The organism is Castellaniella sp. S9 (assembly GCF_027257175.1).
In the GTDB taxonomy this organism is placed as follows: Bacteria; Pseudomonadota; Gammaproteobacteria; order Burkholderiales; family Burkholderiaceae_B; genus Castellaniella.
This window is the reverse complement of sequence record NZ_JAPFGD010000012.1, coordinates 21,616-36,969: the sequence shown is the minus strand read 5'-3', so window position 1 is coordinate 36,969 and position 15,354 is coordinate 21,616. Positions and strand designations below refer to the sequence as shown.

Sequence of the window (15,354 nt, the reverse complement as noted above, 5' to 3'; positions counted from 1 at the left end):
GGCATTTCTATGAGGATTGCGCCTGTGCCCGAGCTCAAAAACGACGTCTTCCTGCGTGCGCTGCGGCGCGAACCCGTACCCTACACCCCAATCTGGATGATGCGCCAGGCGGGCCGCTACCTGCCCGAGTACAACCAGACCCGGGCGCAGGCCGGGTCGTTCATGGACCTTGCGCAGAACCCGGACTATGCCTGCGAGGTGACCCTGCAGCCCTTGCGGCGCTTTCCGCTGGACGCCGCCATCCTGTTCTCCGACATCCTGACGGTGCCCGACGCCATGGGCCTGGGGCTCAGCTTCCAGGCGGGCGAGGGGCCGCGGTTCGCCCATCCGGTGCGCAGCGAGGCCGACGTCGGCGCCCTGCGGGTACCCGACATGGAAAAATTGCGCTATGTCTTTGACGCAGTATCCCTGATCCGCCGCGAGCTCGACGGCCAGGTCCCGCTGATCGGCTTTTCGGGCAGCCCCTGGACGCTGGCCTGCTACATGGTCGAGGGCTCCGGCAGCGACGACTACCGCCAGATCAAGACCATGCTCTACCAGCGCCCCGATCTGCTCCACCGCATCCTCGACATCAATGCGCGCGCGGTCCAGGATTATCTCAACGCCCAGATCCGCGCCGGTGCGCAGGCGGTCATGGTGTTCGACAGCTGGGGCGGGGTATTGGCCGATGGCTTGTTCCAGCGTTTCTCCTTGACGTATACCCGCCGGGTGCTCGACGGCCTGCTGCGAGAATACGAGGGCCGGCATGTGCCGTCCATCGTATTCACCAAGGGCGGCGGCCCGTGGATCGAGGACATCGCGGCCTGTGGCTGCGATGCCGTGGGGCTGGACTGGACGGTCAACCTGGCGGCCGCGCGCCGCCGTGTGGGCGACCGGGTGGCCTTGCAGGGCAACCTGGATCCGATGGCGCTGTTTGGCGGTGACCAGGCGATCCGCGAGGAGGCGCGCCGCGTGCTGCGCGATTTCGGGCCCGTGGGACGCGGCGGCCATGTCTTCAATCTGGGCCACGGCATTTCCCGGTTCACGCCGCCCGAGGCGGCCGCCAGCCTGGTCGACGAGGTCCACGCCGCCAGCCGCGAGTATCATGGGGGATGATGGCGGCTGCGGGGCCTGATGTTTATACACAAGTTCGCGCAAGCTAGGGTTTCCACTAGAAATCTTAGCTTTATCTGAAGCATGTGCCGTAATCCATTGATTTATAACTGACTTGTGTCTGCAATATTGCGGCGCAATAGGGGGGTCGCCCTGTTGGGCCCCATTTCCGGTCATCACCGGACCAATTCTCCACAAAGTTATCCACAGGTGCTGCAGATTCTGCTAATCCCTCGTCGTGACAAGGCTTTTTCTCTCCGGCCGGGTGCCAGGGGCCGGGCGGCATGACGATGGCGGCGGGTGGACAGGGCCTCGGGCAGGCCAGGGCAGTGGCCGGTGAAACGCCCGCCGACGCCGCCACGCCGGCCGGCGTGGGCGGGCAATGTATCTACTTGGCGGTGGCGCTCGACGTCCCCTTGCCGGGTTTGTTCGATTATTCGCATGATGTGCCCGTCCCGCCCGGCACCCGCGTGCTGGTGAGCTTCGGGTCGCGCCGGATGGTGGGCATGGTCTGGGCGCGGCGCGAGGCGCCGGCCATCGACGCCGATCGCGTCAAGCCGATCGAGGCCGTGCTGGACGACCTGCCGCCCATGCCCGATGACTGGATGCGCCTGGCGGATTTCGCGGCCGGCTATTATCACCGGCCGCTGGGCGAGGTCCTATTGCCCATACTGCCGGCCAGTCTGCGCAAACCCTCGGCCTATCTCGGGCCGCGCGCCGCGGGCGGTCCGGTGCGGCGCGCCGACCGGCGGCCGGGCCGGGCCGCCCACGGCGGCCTTGCCCACCCTGGATCCGCGGTGGCCGTCGAAGGCGATGCGGCCGTGGACGCCGTTCCCGTCGTCCCGGAATTGACTGACGAGCAATCCGCCGCCTGGCAGGCACTGCGCACGATGACCGCGGCCGATGCTGCACCGGGCGTCGCGCTGTTGCACGGCGTGACCGGCAGCGGCAAGACCGAACTCTACCTGCGCCTGGCGGCCGATGTGCTGGCGACCGGACGCCAGGTGCTGCTGCTGGTGCCCGAGATCAATCTGACGCCGCAGCTCGAGCAGATCGTCCATGGACGCCTGGGCCAGGCGGCGGTCATGCACAGCAAGCTGTCCGAGGGCGAGCGCCTGCGCGCCTGGCTGCGCGCCGCGCGCGGCCAGGCGGCGATCCTGCTGGGGACGCGTCTGGCACTGTTCGTGCCGTTGCCGCGGCTGGGCCTGATCATTGTCGACGAGGAGCACGACACCTCGTACAAGCAGCAGGAAGGCCTGCGGTATTCGGCCCGCGACCTGGCGGTGTGGCGCGGGCACGACCTGGGGGTGCCGGTCGTGCTGGGTTCGGCCACGCCCGCGCTCGAGACCTGGCGCCGCGCCCGGCGCGGCGACTATCGCCACGTGATCCTGTCCCAGCGCGCCTTGGCGCAGCCGTTGCCCGAGGTGCGCCTCATCGACACGCGCCGCGCCCAGCTCGAGCAAGGATTCACGCCGCAGCTCCTGGACGGGCTGGCCGCGTGCCTGGAACGGGGCGAGCAAAGCCTGGTCTTCCTCAATCGTCGCGGGTATGCGCCCGTCCTGCGCTGCGCCTCCTGCGGCTGGGTCAGCCAATGCCCGCGCTGCACCGCCTACACCGTGCTGCACCGCCACCCGGGTGGGCGTCACACCCTGCAATGCCATCATTGCGGCGATTGCACCGCGCCGCCGCGTGCCTGCCCGGACTGCGGCGACCAGGACATCCGGCCCATGGGGCGTGGCACGCAGCGCATCGAGGAATTTCTCGGCGAACGCTTCCCCGGGGCGCGCATCCTGCGCATCGACGCGGATGCTACGCGGCGCAAAGGCAGTGCCGAGGCCCTGTTCTCCAAGGTGCATGCCGGCGAGGCCGACATCCTGGTCGGCACCCAGATGGTGTCCAAAGGACACGACTATGCCCGCCTGGGCCTCGTCGGGGTGCTGGATGCCGACACCATGCTGTTCGCCCAGGATTTCCGGGCGCCCGAGCGCCTGTTCGCCCAACTGATGCAGGTCGCGGGCCGCGCCGGCCGCCGCGTCGGCGGCGCCCAGGTGCTGGTCCAGACCGACTATCCAGAACAACCCGTCTACCAGGCGCTGCGGGCGCATGATTATGCGCGTTTCGCCGAGGCCGCCCTGGCCGAGCGCGAGGAACTTGGCCTGCCGCCGTTCTCCCACCAGGCGTTGCTGACGGCGCAGGCCCGCCATCTGCGCGAGGCCCTGGCCTTCCTTGCCGAGGCGCGCAGCCTGGCGCAGGCTCTGCCCGAGGGGGCGGCGCTGCGGATCTACGACGCGGTGCCGCTGCGCGTGGTGCGCGTGGCCAACATCGAGCGGGCGCAACTGCTGGTCGAGGCGGACGGGCGCGGCGCCCTGCACCGGCTGCTGCGGCCGTGGCTGGCCGAGGTGCATGCCCTGGCGCAAGGCCGGCCCGTACGCTGGGGGATCGAGATCGATCCCCAGGAAATCTGATGGCCGTCCCCGCGCCTCGGGGCGCGACGATCGCCCAGGACCTCAACAGCCGCCAGCGCGAGGCCGTGCTGTACCTGGACGGCCCCTGCCTGGTGCTGGCTGGCGCGGGCAGCGGCAAGACCCGGGTCATCACCCAAAAGATGGCCTACCTGCTGCGCGAATGCGGCTACCAGGCCCGCAACGTGGTGGCGCTGACCTTCACCAACAAGGCCGCCCGCGAAATGAGCGAACGGGTGCGCGGGCTGGTCGACGCCCGCCTGCTGCGCGGCCTGACCGTGGGCACGTTCCACTCGCTGGGCCTGCGCTTTCTGCGCGAGGAGGCCGCCGCCGCGGGATTGAAGCGCGGATTCTCGATCCTCGACGCCAATGACGCGCTGGCCATCGTGCAGGAATTGCTGGCCACCACCGACAAGGCCCGCCTGCGCGCCGTGCAGCAGACCATTTCACTCTGGAAGAACGCGATGTTGACGCCCGATGCCGCGGCGGCGGCGGCGCGCGATGCGGGCGAGGCCGAGGCGGCCAGAATCTATCGCAGCTACGAGGCCACGCTGCGCGCCTACCAGTCGGTGGATTTCGATGACCTGATCCGCCTGCCCGCCTTGTTGCTGGCGGCCGACGAACATCTGCGCGCGCGCTGGCAGGCGCGGGTGCATTACCTCCTGGTGGATGAATACCAGGACACGAATGCCTGCCAGTACCAGCTGGTGCGCCACCTGTGCGGCGACCGGGCCATGTTCACCGCGGTGGGTGACGACGACCAGGCGATCTACGCCTGGCGCGGCGCGACGGTGGAAAACCTGATGCGCCTGGCCGAGGATTATCCGCGCCTGAAGGTCGTCAAGCTCGAGCAGAACTATCGCTCGGTGCAACGCATCCTGCAGGCGGCCAATCGGGTGATCGGGCACAATCCAAAGGTCTTTGAAAAGACCTTGTGGTCCGAGCTGGGCGCGGGCGAGCCGATCCGCGTGACGCCGATGGACTCCGACCTGGCCGAGGCCGAATCCATCGCGATGCGGCTGTCGGCCGCGCGCTTCGAGCGCCAGGCGCAATGGAAGGATTTCGCGGTGCTGTATCGCAGCAACCACCAGGCCCGCGTGATGGAACAAGCCCTGCGCAACCTGCGCATCCCCTACACCATGTCGGGCGGCCAGAGCTTCTTCGACAAGGCCGAGGTGCGCGACGTCCTCGCGTATCTGCGCCTGATCGCGAACGACAGCGACGATCCCGCCTTCATCCGGGCCATGACGACCCCGCGCCGCGGTGTCGGGCAGGCCACCTTGCAGGCCCTGGGCGCGAGCGCGGCGCGGCGCGAGGTCTCGCTGTTCGAGGCCGGCATCGAGGCCGACGAGACCGAGCTGCCGGTGGGCCGCCAGCGCGAGGCGGTGCACGGTTTCGTGCGCATGATCCAGGGCTTCCAGGCGCGCGCCGTCGGGCGCGGCGAGGAGGGCGCCGGCCAAGTCCTGGATGATCTGCTGGCGGCCATCGACTACGAGCGCCACCTGTACGACCTGCTGGACGAGCGCCAGGCCCAGGCCCGCTGGGCCCATGTGCTCGAACTGGCCGAATGGCTGAAGCGCAAGGCCGGCGAAGAAGACATGACCCTGCTCGAGCTCGTGCAGCACGTCGCCCTGGTGACCATGCTGGAACGCGCCGACGACGAGGAGCCCGATGCCGTGAAGCTCTCGACCCTGCATGCCTCCAAGGGGCTGGAATACCCCCACGTCTATCTCATCGGCGTCGAGGAAGGGCTGCTGCCGCATCGCGGCTCGGCCGAGGACGACGACGGCAGCGAGGCGGCCGCGGCCGCGCTGGCCGGACGCATCCAGGAGGAACGCCGCCTCATGTACGTGGGCATTACCCGTGCGCGCCGCAGCCTGCACGTCAGCTGGTGCCGCAAACGGCGCCGCGGCCGCGAGGACCTGTTGCGCGAGCCTTCCCGCTTCATCCAGGAGATGGGTCTCGATGCCGAGGCGCTCCCGGGCGCGGTGCCGGTGGCCGATCCCGAGCAGACGCTGGGGCGGCTGAAGGCGCTGCTGGCCGGCCACAGCCGCTCATCGGACGCATGAAAAAAAAGGGGCGGAACCGATTGTGTCGGTTCCGCCCCTGGGGCGCATGGCGCGCCCACTGTCGTGGGCGCGCTGCCTCAGCCGATTACCATTGCGTGCGCGAGTAGCGCGCGTCGCGGGCGCGGGCCTCGGCCTGCGCGTTGATGACCTCGCCGATGACACGGGCCGCGCGCTTGGCGCCGCGCTTGGCACCGCGGGCGATGCTCTTGGCCATGTCCTTGATCGACAGGGATTCCGATGTGTCCATGACGGCCTGGCTGTAGGCGCGTTCCAGGGCATCGGAAAAGAGGGCGGGGGTATTGCCGTAGTTCATGTGGTGCTCCTGGTATAGAGGGTGTTGCTGGGGTAGACCTCATTATAGGGTAAACCCTAGGTAAAAGCTAGGGTTTACCCTGATCACCAGGAAAGGCACTGAATTGTGGCGAAAAGGCGTCACCGTCGCCGGCCGGGCAGGCGACGGTGATGGATCATTCCGCGTCGGGTTGGCGAGAGGGGTGTGCGGCCTGGAAAGCCGCAAGCGTGTCGCATTGCGCCACGATGCGCTCGATCGTCGGGAAGGGGGTGAGGTCGATGTCGTAGCGCCGGGCATTGAACACCTGGGGCACCAGGCAGCAGTCCGCCAGTCCCGGCTGGTCGCCGTGGCAGTACAGGCCCGTATCCGGCGAACGCGCAAGCTGTTGCTCCACGGACTGGAAACCGGTGAGTATCCAGTGGTGATACCAGGCGTCGCGCTGCGCCTGGTCGGCCTTCAGTTCGCGGGACAGGTAGCGCAGCACCCGCAGGTTGTTCACCGGGTGAATGTCGCAGGCGATCTGCAGCGCCAGGGCGCGCACCCGCGCCCGTCCGATCGGCGATTGCGGCAGCAGGCTGGCCGGCCCATGAGTCTCGTCCAGATACTCGATGATCGCTAGGGACTGGGTGAGGATCCGGCCGTCGTCGGACAGCGCCGGCACCAGGCCTTCCGGATTGATCTCCAGATACCGGGCCGAGAGCTGTTCCCCGCCGTCGCGCAGCAGGTGCACCGGCAGGATCGTGTGGTCCAGACCCTTGAGGCCCAGTGCGATGCGGACCCGGTAGGCCGCCGAGCTGCGGAAATACGAATAGAGCTCCAGCATGGGATTCAGGCTCCGGTGCGACGCTGCACGACCTGGTCGATCGTGCCGAAGATATCCTGGCCGGCCTCGTCCTCCATCCGGATGCGGACCCGGTCGCCGAACCGCATGAACGGCGTCGAGGGCTTGCCTTCCTCGATGGTTTCGTACATCCGGACCTCGGCAATGCAGCAATAGCCGACGCCGCCGTTGCGGATGCTGGACCCGTGCAGGCCGCCTTGCTTGTTGGACACCGTGCCCGAACCGATGATGGAGCCGGCCGCGAGGCGGCGGGTGCGTGCGGCGTGGGCGACCAGTTGGGGCAGGCTGAACGTCATGTCCCGGCCCGCGTTGGGACGGCCGAAGGGTTCGTCGTTCAGCTCGACCAGCAGCGGCAGGTGCACCTTGCCGTCCTTCCAGTGCGTGCCCAGTTCGTCGGGCGTGACCGCGACGGGCGAGAATGCGCTGGCCGGCTTGGATTGAAAGAATCCGAAGCCCTTGGCGAGCTCACCCGGAATCAGGCCGCGCAGCGAGACGTCATTGACCAGCATGACCAGGCGGATGGCCTGCGCCGCATCGGCCGGGCTGGCGCCCATGGGAACGTCGCCGGTGATCACGGCCACCTCGGCCTCCATGTCGATGCCCCAGTCCTCGGTATCGGCGATGATGGGATCGCGCGGTCCGATGAAGGCATCCGAGCCGCCCTGGTACATCAGGGGATCGCTGAAGAACGATTCGGGCACGGTGCTGTTGCGCGCCTTGCGCACCAGCTCGACGTGATTCAGGTAGGCCGAACCGTCGGCCCACTGGTAGGCGCGCGGCAGCGGCGAATGGCAGGCGGCCGGGTCGAAAGGCGTGGCCCCCTGCGCGTCGTCCGCGTTGAGCCAGTCGTAGACTTCGCGCAGGCCGGGGGCGCAGGCCTCCCAGTCGTCCAGCGCAGCCTGCAGGGTGGGAGCGATATCAGGGACGGGAATGCACAGGCTGAGGTCGCGGCTGACCACGACCAGGTGGCCGTCACGCGTCTGATCCTTGAGGGTGGCGAGTTTCATGGGTACTCCAGGCACCCTGTGGCGGGTGCGCCGCAGGGTGGTGTTCGGGGCGCCGCCAGGCACGGCGCCGGGGTTGACGTTACTTGAGTTCTGCCTGGACTTGGTCGAACAGATCCTGTCCGACGCTGGGGATGAACATCTGCCAGACGGGCTGGACGCGTTCGCGCATGCGATCGTGCTCGGCGTCGCTGACTTCGTTGATCTCCATGCCGTGGTCGGCCATGACTTTCTTGGCCGATTCGCCCTGGCTGCGGGCGACTTCGCGCTGGTAGGCGCGCGCCTCGACGGCGGAATCCTTCAGGATCTTTTGCTGCTCGGGGGTGAGCTTGTCCCAGAAAGCCTTGGACGCCAGCGGGATGAAGGCGCCGTAGCTGTGGCGCGTGATCGACAGGTACTTCTGGACCTCGTAGAGCTTGAGGGCGGCGATCACCGCATTGGGCGTGCCCTGGCCGTCAATGGTGCGGGTCTCGAGCGCGGTGTAGAGTTCGGGCACCGCCAGCGGCACCGGATTGGCGCCCAGCGCCTTGATGGTTTCCTGCGTGATCTTGGCCTGGATCGAGCGGAACTTCAGGCCCTCGAAATCCTCGGCCTTGGCGATGGGGTGCTTGCTGTTGGTGGCGTTGAAAAAGCCGTTTTCCCAGTACGCCAGGCCCACCAGCCCGTGCGCGGGCAGGGTTTCCAGGAGCTTGTCGCCCACCGGGCCGTCGAGGACCTTTTCGGCCTGTGCGGAATTTTTGAAGAGGAACGGGAAATCGAGGATCTCGTAGGCCTTGACCATGCCGGTCAGGGTGGTGGTCTGCGGCACCGTGAATTCGATGGTGCCGCCTTGCAGGGCCGAGGTCACCTGCACGTCGTTGCCCAGCGCGCCGCTGTAGTAGGGCTTGATGTCGATCTCGCCGTTGCTCTTGGCCTTGACCAGTTCGACGAACTTGGCCACGCCCTGGCCCTGGTGGGATTTCTCGGGCAGGGTGACGGCGAACTTGGCGGTGACGGCGGCCATCGCGGTGCCCGACAAGGACGCGGCCAGCAGGCCGGTCAGCAGTGCGATACGGATTTTCATTGTGTTGCCTCCTGGGGGTGGTTGGGGGGAAAGGTTAGCGCCACCACTCGGCCGGTACGGTGACCAGAGCGGGGAACAGGATCATCAAGATCATGACCGAGAGCAAGGCGAAAAGGAACGGCAGAATGCCGCGCGTGGCCTGGGACATGGTGACCTTGCCGACGGAACTGACCACGTTGAGCACGACGCCCACCGGCGGCGTGATCATGCCGATCGAGCAGTTCATGATGAAGATCACGCCGAAATAGATCGGGTCGATGTCGGCGGCCTTGATGATCGGCATGAACACCGGGGTGAAGATCAGCACGATGGGGATGAGGTCCAGCACCATGCCGGCAAAGAACACCACCACCATCATTGCCGCCAGCAGCACCGTCGGATGGTCGGACAGGGATTGCAGCCAGCCGCCGACCTGGCCGGAGATGTCCGTGATGGTGATCATGTACGAGGCCACCATGGCCAGCGCCGCCAGCAGCAATACCACGGAGGTGGTGCGCGCAGTGGCCAGCAGGCAGTGGTAGATGGTGCGCCAGTCCAGTTCGCGGTAGACCACGGCGCCGACGAACAAGGCATAGGCCGCGGCCACGACCGCCGCCTCGGTGGGCGTGAAGATCCCGAAGCGCAGGCCGCCGATGATGATGACCGGCAGCATCAGGGCCCAGCCGCCGCGGCCCAGCAGGACCAGACGGCGGGCCCAAGGCATGCGCGGTGTCAGGGCCGAGTTCTGGCGGCGGGCCACGATCCACCAGGCGATGATCAGGGATGCGCCCATCAGGATGCCCGGCACGATGCCTGCGAGGAACAGGCGGGTGATCGACAGGTTGGCGACGACCCCGAAGATCAGGAAGGCGATCGAGGGCGGGATGACCGGTGCGATGATGCCGCCGGCCGCCATCAGGCCGCAGGCGCGCTCCGGGTTGTAGCCGGCCTGCCGCATCATGGGCACCAGGATGGCCGCCAGCGCGGCGGTGTCGGCCACCGCCGAGCCGGACAGGCTGGCCAGCAGGATGGCCGCAAAGATCGCCACGTAGCCCAGACCGCCGCGCAAATGCCCGACGAATGCGCTGGCCATCTCGACGATGCGCTTGGACAGGCCGCCGGCATTCATGAACTCGCCGGCGAGGATGAAGAACGGCACTGCCATCAGCACGAAGTTGTCCGCGCCGGCGATGGCGTTCTGGACGACGATCTGGCTGTCGAATTGGCCGATGAGCAGCATCAGCGCCACCCCGGCAAACATCAGCGCGAAGGCGATGGGCAGGCCCAGGGCGATCAGGCCCAGCAGCGTCCCGATGAACAGGGCGGCGCTCATCGGCGGGGCCCCCCGGTGTGGATCTGGGCGGCTTGTTCCTCGATGCGGTCGGCCAGGTCCTCGGTGAGGTGGTCGTCATGGCCGGCGAGGGCGCGGCGGACGTTGTTGCAGACCGGAAAGAGCAGGGCGATGCCGAAGACCAGCGCAACACCGTAGAGCCAGGCGTATGAAATGCCCAGCACCGGGTAGCTGTTGCCCAGGTTGATGAGGGTCTGCTTCCAGCCGCCCACGATGAAGATCACACTGCCGGTGAGCATGAGCAGGCCGGTGAACACGACCAGCGCGCGCCGCGTCTTTGGGCTCACCCTGCGCTGCAGGGTGTCGAAACCGATGTGGCTGCGCTGGGCCGAGGCGAGGACGGCGCCCATGAAGATCAGCCACACGAACAGCAGCCGGGACAGCTCCTCGGAGACCGCGATGCCGGAATTGAAGGCATAGCGCAGGACGACGTTGCCGAACACCAGGATGCCCATGATGGTCAGGCAGGCGACGATCAGGATTTCGAAACCGCGCATGATCAGGTGCGCCGCGCGCTCAAGCATGGTGGTTTCCCTTTGAATGGAATGCGGGCATGGGGGGATCCTCCCGGGGCTTTCGATGAGCCGTTTCGGTATCCCCGTATTAAAGGTAAATTCCAGCTATCATACAAACGGTATTTTCATATGCATTTATCTGTAAATCTTATGGATTCGCAATGGACGTGACTTTGAGGCAATTGCGCGCCTTCGCCGCGCTGGCGCGCACCGGCAGTTTCACGCGGGCGGCGGAGTCCATGCACGTGACGCAGTCGGCGCTCAGCGGCCTGATCAAAGAGCTCGAGGCCGGGCTGGGCGTCCGCCTCGTCGACCGGAACACGCGCCGCATCCAGCTCTCCGAGATCGGGCGCGAGTTCCATCCGGTCGTCACCAAGATCCTGCAGGACCTGGACAGCGCCCTCGAGGGGATCGACAGTCTCAAGCGCCTGCACAGCGGGATCGTGCGGATCGCCGCGCCGCAACTGATGGCCAGCACGCTCATGCCGGCCCTGATCGCCCGATTCCGCGAGACCTACCCGGACGTGCGCGTCCATCTGGTGGATTGCGCGGTCGAGAACGTCATCACGCGCATCCTGCGCGGCGAAGTCGACATCGGCGTCGGCCCGCAGCGCGACGAGTTGGCGGACCTGGGCGCCGAGCCGCTGTTCGATCTGCCTTTCATGATCGTCTTTCCCCCGGGCCACCCCCTGGAATCGATCGAGCGCATCACCTGGGCCGATGCGATGCGCCACCCGATCATCGCCTTGCAGGGCCAGTTCACCGATCGCCTGATGCTGGACCTGCATGGGGCGATCTCCACGCCGTCCATCCGCCCCAGCCACGAGGTCGCGTTCATGAGCACGGCCCTGAGCATGGTCAGCGCGGGGCTCGGGATCACGCCGTGCCTGCCGTACGCGCGCCCGCTGGTCGACCTGTACGGCATGCGGATGCGTCCGCTGCACGACCCCGAGGTGCGGCGCCGGTTCTTCGTCTACACGCGCCGCCATGCGAGCCTCTCGCCGGCGGCCGAGGTCTTTGCGCAATTCCTGCCGGCGTTCACCGGCGAGATCGAATGGGGGCTCGCGGACGCGCGCTAGGGTGAACAGGCCGTAAACTGGCGCGAACTCAGGAGCCTCCATGACCGAAACGCCTCGTCCTCCCGCCCTGTCCGGTATCCGCGTCCTGGATCTGACGCGCGTGCTGGCGGGTCCTTGGTGCACCCAGAACCTCGCCGATCTGGGCGCCGAAGTCATCAAGATCGAACGCCCCCTCTCCGGCGACGACACGCGCGGCTGGGGGCCGCCCTACGTCAAGGACGCTTACGGCCGGGACACCACCGAGGCGGCCTATTACGCGGCCGCCAACCGCAACAAGTATTCCGTGGCGGTCGACATTGCCAGCGCGCGGGGGGCGGATGTGGTGCGCCGCCTGGCGTGCCAGTGCGACGTGCTGGTCGAGAATTTCAAGGTCGGTGGGCTGCGCAAGTACGGCCTGGACTACGACAGCATCCGCGCGCTCAATCCGGCGCTGGTGTATTGCTCGATCACGGGCTTTGGCCAGACCGGACCCTATGCCAATCGTCCGGGCTATGACTTCATGATCCAGGGGCTGGGCGGCCTGATGAGCGTCACCGGCGAGCGCGATGAACTGCCCGGCGGCGGACCGCAGAAGGCCGGCGTCGCCGTGGCCGACCTGATGACGGGCATGTATTCCACCGTGGCGATCCTGGCCGCCCTGCTCGAACGCGGCCGCAGCGGCGAGGGCCAGCACATCGACATGGCGCTGCTGGACTGCCAGGTCGCCATGCTGGCCAACCAGAACATGAACTACCTGACGACGGGCCAGGCGCCGCGCCGCGCCGGCAATGCCCACCAGAATCTCGTTCCCTACCAGGTCTTTGCGGCACAGGACGGGCACCTGATCGTGGCGGTGGGCAACGATACCCAGTTCCGGGCGTATTGCCGGGTGATCGGCCAGCCCGCCTTGGCCGCCGACCGGCGCTTTGCCCGCAACGAGGGGCGCGTCGTGCACCGCGAGATCCTGATTCCCATCCTGGTCGAGGCCATGAAGCGGCGATCACGCGATGAATGGCTTCTGGCGCTCGAGCAGGCCGGCGTGCCCGCCGGCCCCATCAATACGCTGGAGCAGGTCTATCAGAACCCCCAGGTCAAGGCGCGCGGCCTGCTGCAGATGGTGCCGCATCCGGTGGCCGGGCACATGCCCACGGTGTCCAGTCCGATGCGGCTGAGCGCCTCGCCGCTGGCGGCGCATCGCGGCCCGCCCTTGCTGGGCGAGCACACCGCCATGATCCTGCGCGATCGCTTGGGGATGAGCGAGGACGAGATCGCCGATTTCGTTGCCGCGAACGCCTGAATTACTGGGCGGCGTCGACCATGTATTCGATGGCGGCCTTGAGTTCCTCGTCGGTGGCCTGCGAGCCGCCGCGCGGCGGCATGGCGCCCACGCCCTTGATGGCGTTCTTGAGCATTTCGTCCATGCCGGTCTTGATGAACGGGGCCCAGGCATCCTTGTCGCCGAACTTGGGCGCGCCGGCCACCCCGGAGGCATGGCAGGCGAAGCAATAGGTCTTGTAGATTTTTTCACCGAGCGGATTGGCGCTGGCGGCCTCGGCCGGCGCGGCAGCCTGTTGCGGGGCGGCGTCTTGTGCGGCTGCGGGCGCAGCCTGCTCGCTTGCCGCGGGCTGCTCGGCCGCGGCGGCGGGCGCCGCAGCCGCCTGGGCGGGCGCGGCCTCGGCCTTGGCCTCACCGTCGCCGGCAGCCGGTTCCTTGGGCTCGTCGAACGAAGCGCCTGAGTGGTTGACCATGTAGACGACGGCGCGCTCGACCTCGAAATCGTCCAGCGAGGCATTGCCGCCCTTGGGCGGCATGGCGCCGATCCCATGGATGGCGTTCTTGACCAGGCTCTCGTAGCCTTGCTTGATGAAGGGCGCCCAGGCGGCCTCGTCGCCGAACTTGGGCGCGCCTGCCACCCCTGCAGTGTGGCAGGCGCTACAGGTGGATTCGAAGACTTGTTGGCCGGTCTTGAAGACCTTGGGCGCGTCGGCGTCGACGAGCTTGAAGCCGGCGACCGGCTGGATGCGTTTGGCGATGGCTTCGGGCGTTTGGCCGTCGGAGCCCGCGCCGGTCTTGATGCTGGCCCCGACCAGGTTCACCAGCATCATGATGACCACGATAGGGATCAGAAAGGCCAGGATGACGGTGATCAGCAGTTGACGCGGGGTCTTGATGATGCTTTCGTGTCCGTGCGATTCGGCGGCGTTTTCTTCGTGGCTCATGGTTGAATCCTGGGTGTTTTATTCGAATGCTGCAGGGCCGTGCCAAACGCATCGGCGCGATGCTCCAGGCATCAAACAACGATTATAGCGGGACGCGTGTCCTCACGCATGGCCCCCGGGGTCCAGCGCCGGCCTGGCTCGGCGCGCGCCTTCCAAACACTGTACAATAGCGGGCCTTGCGCCTGTGGTTCAATGGATAGAATAGGGGCCTCCGAAGCCTCTGATCCAGGTTCGATTCCTGGCGGGCGCGCCACTGCTGCGTTTCAATGATCGGATGACGCCTGTCGCCGTCACGAGGACTGCGGGTGCGCCAGGGGAAACCCCGGCCAGATACCGGGCCCGGCGCGCCAGTGCGATCGCGGGTAGTCTGCTTTGCCGTCCAGGGCATGCTGCGCATGCAATCCCCAACGGGGATCATCCAGGACCGCGCGCCCGATCCCGGTAAAATCCGCCTGTCCCGATGCCACGATGTGTTCGGCCTGCCCAGGCGTCACGATCAGTCCCGCCGCCAGTGTCGTGATCTGCGCATCCTTGCGCACGCGCTCGGCCAGGCTGACCTGGTAGCCGGGCACCATCGGCGGCAGTTTCTGGGCGTGCGTATTGCCGCCGCTGGACACGCTGATGTAGTCGACGCCCAGGTCCTTCAACGTCCGGGCCACCGCCACCGTCTCGTCGATCACGATCCCGCCTTCGATCCAGTCGGTGCCGTTCAGCCTGAATCCCAATGCCTTGTCGGCGGGCCACACCTGCCGGACCGCGCGGCGATCGTCGTCGCCAGGCGCCGAAGGTAAGGATCGGAATTAGCCAGACAGGACACTAGCCCAGCAGATCATAGAGCGGATCGTCCTTGCCGCGCGTCGCCAGCTGCATGCTGGCTGAAAAAGGCGCGTCGCCCGGCGATTCCTCGAGCAGCAGGGACTCGTAGGCCACGACGCGTTTGGCGATCCGCCAGACGCCGTCGCGTTTTTCCAGCCGGTCCAGATATCGGCAGCGGACCTGCGTCTGCTGGCCGCTGCCGCCCACGGTCAGGCCCACGTCCGAGGTGGACGCCGCGCCGCCGCTCTTGAGCTTCTGGTAGGTCACGCAATACGTTTCCACGAGGGCCACCGTGTCGCTCACCCAATCGATGATGCAGTTGCCCAGCAGGTGCATGGATTGCGCGACCCCTTCATGGCGCCGCGTCATCCATTGGATCAGGCCGTCCACGTCGCCGTTGTACGGGCCGTGATAGTCCATGGCGTCCGTATGGTAGGTCGAGCGCACCAGGTCGAAGTCGCGCCTGTCCACCCCGCGGCAATACTGCTGCAGGACGTTCTTGATCTCGTGTTCGGCAGCCATCCGCTGCAGGAACTTCTCTTGGTCGTTCATGAGGAATCCTTTGTGAAAAAAGAACGGGCGTCATGACCGGC

At 67.1% G+C, this 15,354-nt stretch carries 14 protein-coding genes and 1 tRNA gene; 6 read left to right on the top strand and 9 right to left on the bottom strand.

What is annotated here, in order from left to right; genetic code table 11:
* Positions 1-24 precede the first annotated feature (24 nt).
* From hemE to OOZ48_RS17030, 3 genes are all read left to right on the top strand, one after another.
* Entirely contained in the window at positions 25-1,095 is a 1,071-nt protein-coding gene (gene hemE, locus OOZ48_RS17040; protein WP_442867606.1) for a uroporphyrinogen decarboxylase, read from the top strand.
* Positions 1,096-1,421: 326 nt separating this feature from the next.
* Positions 1,422-3,557 (top strand): primosomal protein N', encoded by a 2,136-nt coding sequence (locus OOZ48_RS17035; protein WP_442867607.1) that lies wholly within the window; start codon positions 1,422-1,424, stop codon positions 3,555-3,557.
* The gene (locus OOZ48_RS17030) at positions 3,557-5,623 is read left to right on the top strand and encodes a UvrD-helicase domain-containing protein (RefSeq protein WP_269500017.1); all 2,067 of its coding nucleotides are present in this window, start codon (positions 3,557-3,559) and stop codon (positions 5,621-5,623) included. The genes OOZ48_RS17035 and OOZ48_RS17030 overlap by 1 nt, the downstream gene beginning before the upstream one ends.
* Before the next feature lie 85 nt (positions 5,624-5,708).
* On the opposite strand, the gene OOZ48_RS17025 is transcribed toward OOZ48_RS17030, so the two are convergent.
* From OOZ48_RS17025 to OOZ48_RS17000, 6 genes are all read right to left on the bottom strand, one after another.
* The gene (locus OOZ48_RS17025; protein WP_269500016.1) at positions 5,709-5,936 is read right to left on the bottom strand and encodes a hypothetical protein; all 228 of its coding nucleotides are present in this window, start codon (positions 5,934-5,936) and stop codon (positions 5,709-5,711) included.
* A 154-nt stretch (positions 5,937-6,090) separates the two neighbouring features.
* Positions 6,091-6,735, bottom strand: coding sequence for a maleylacetoacetate isomerase (gene maiA / locus OOZ48_RS17020; protein ID WP_269500091.1), 645 nt, complete (start codon positions 6,733-6,735; stop codon positions 6,091-6,093).
* A gap of 8 nt (positions 6,736-6,743) precedes the next feature.
* Positions 6,744-7,763 (bottom strand): fumarylacetoacetate hydrolase family protein, encoded by a 1,020-nt coding sequence (locus tag OOZ48_RS17015; protein ID WP_269500015.1) that lies wholly within the window; start codon positions 7,761-7,763, stop codon positions 6,744-6,746.
* Positions 7,764-7,842: 79 nt separating this feature from the next.
* Positions 7,843-8,823 (bottom strand): TRAP transporter substrate-binding protein, encoded by a 981-nt coding sequence (locus tag OOZ48_RS17010; protein ID WP_269500014.1) that lies wholly within the window; start codon positions 8,821-8,823, stop codon positions 7,843-7,845.
* Positions 8,824-8,857: 34 nt separating this feature from the next.
* Complete coding sequence (locus OOZ48_RS17005; RefSeq protein ID WP_269500013.1) at positions 8,858-10,135, bottom strand: TRAP transporter large permease; 1,278 nt, start codon at positions 10,133-10,135, stop codon at positions 8,858-8,860.
* Positions 10,132-10,677 (bottom strand): TRAP transporter small permease, encoded by a 546-nt coding sequence (locus OOZ48_RS17000; RefSeq protein ID WP_269500012.1) that lies wholly within the window; start codon positions 10,675-10,677, stop codon positions 10,132-10,134. The genes OOZ48_RS17005 and OOZ48_RS17000 overlap by 4 nt, the downstream gene beginning before the upstream one ends.
* A 152-nt stretch (positions 10,678-10,829) precedes the next feature.
* Between OOZ48_RS17000 and OOZ48_RS16995 the strand changes: the two genes are divergently transcribed.
* Together OOZ48_RS16995 and OOZ48_RS16990 are read left to right on the top strand one after the other, a co-directional pair.
* Complete coding sequence (locus tag OOZ48_RS16995; RefSeq protein WP_269500011.1) at positions 10,830-11,747, top strand: LysR family transcriptional regulator; 918 nt, start codon at positions 10,830-10,832, stop codon at positions 11,745-11,747.
* Between the two features lie 40 nt (positions 11,748-11,787).
* The gene (locus OOZ48_RS16990) at positions 11,788-13,023 is read left to right on the top strand and encodes a CaiB/BaiF CoA transferase family protein (RefSeq protein WP_269500010.1); all 1,236 of its coding nucleotides are present in this window, start codon (positions 11,788-11,790) and stop codon (positions 13,021-13,023) included.
* A gap of 1 nt (position 13,024) precedes the next feature.
* Here the strand turns inward: OOZ48_RS16990 and OOZ48_RS16985 are convergent, their stop codons facing one another.
* On the bottom strand, positions 13,025-13,945 hold the full coding sequence (locus OOZ48_RS16985; protein ID WP_269500009.1) for a c-type cytochrome: 921 nt from the start codon (positions 13,943-13,945) through the stop codon (positions 13,025-13,027).
* A gap of 178 nt (positions 13,946-14,123) precedes the next feature.
* Here OOZ48_RS16985 and OOZ48_RS16980 point away from each other — a divergent pair.
* Positions 14,124-14,198 (top strand) — tRNA-Arg (locus OOZ48_RS16980).
* A 37-nt stretch (positions 14,199-14,235) separates the two neighbouring features.
* On the opposite strand, the gene OOZ48_RS16975 is transcribed toward OOZ48_RS16980, so the two are convergent.
* Together OOZ48_RS16975 and OOZ48_RS16970 are read right to left on the bottom strand one after the other, a co-directional pair.
* A complete protein-coding gene (locus OOZ48_RS16975; RefSeq protein WP_269500008.1) occupies positions 14,236-14,691 on the bottom strand; it encodes an oxidoreductase in 456 nt (151 codons plus the stop codon).
* A 70-nt stretch (positions 14,692-14,761) separates the two neighbouring features.
* The gene (locus OOZ48_RS16970; RefSeq protein ID WP_269500007.1) at positions 14,762-15,313 is read right to left on the bottom strand and encodes a nuclear transport factor 2 family protein; all 552 of its coding nucleotides are present in this window, start codon (positions 15,311-15,313) and stop codon (positions 14,762-14,764) included.
* Positions 15,314-15,354: the final 41 nt, after the last annotated feature.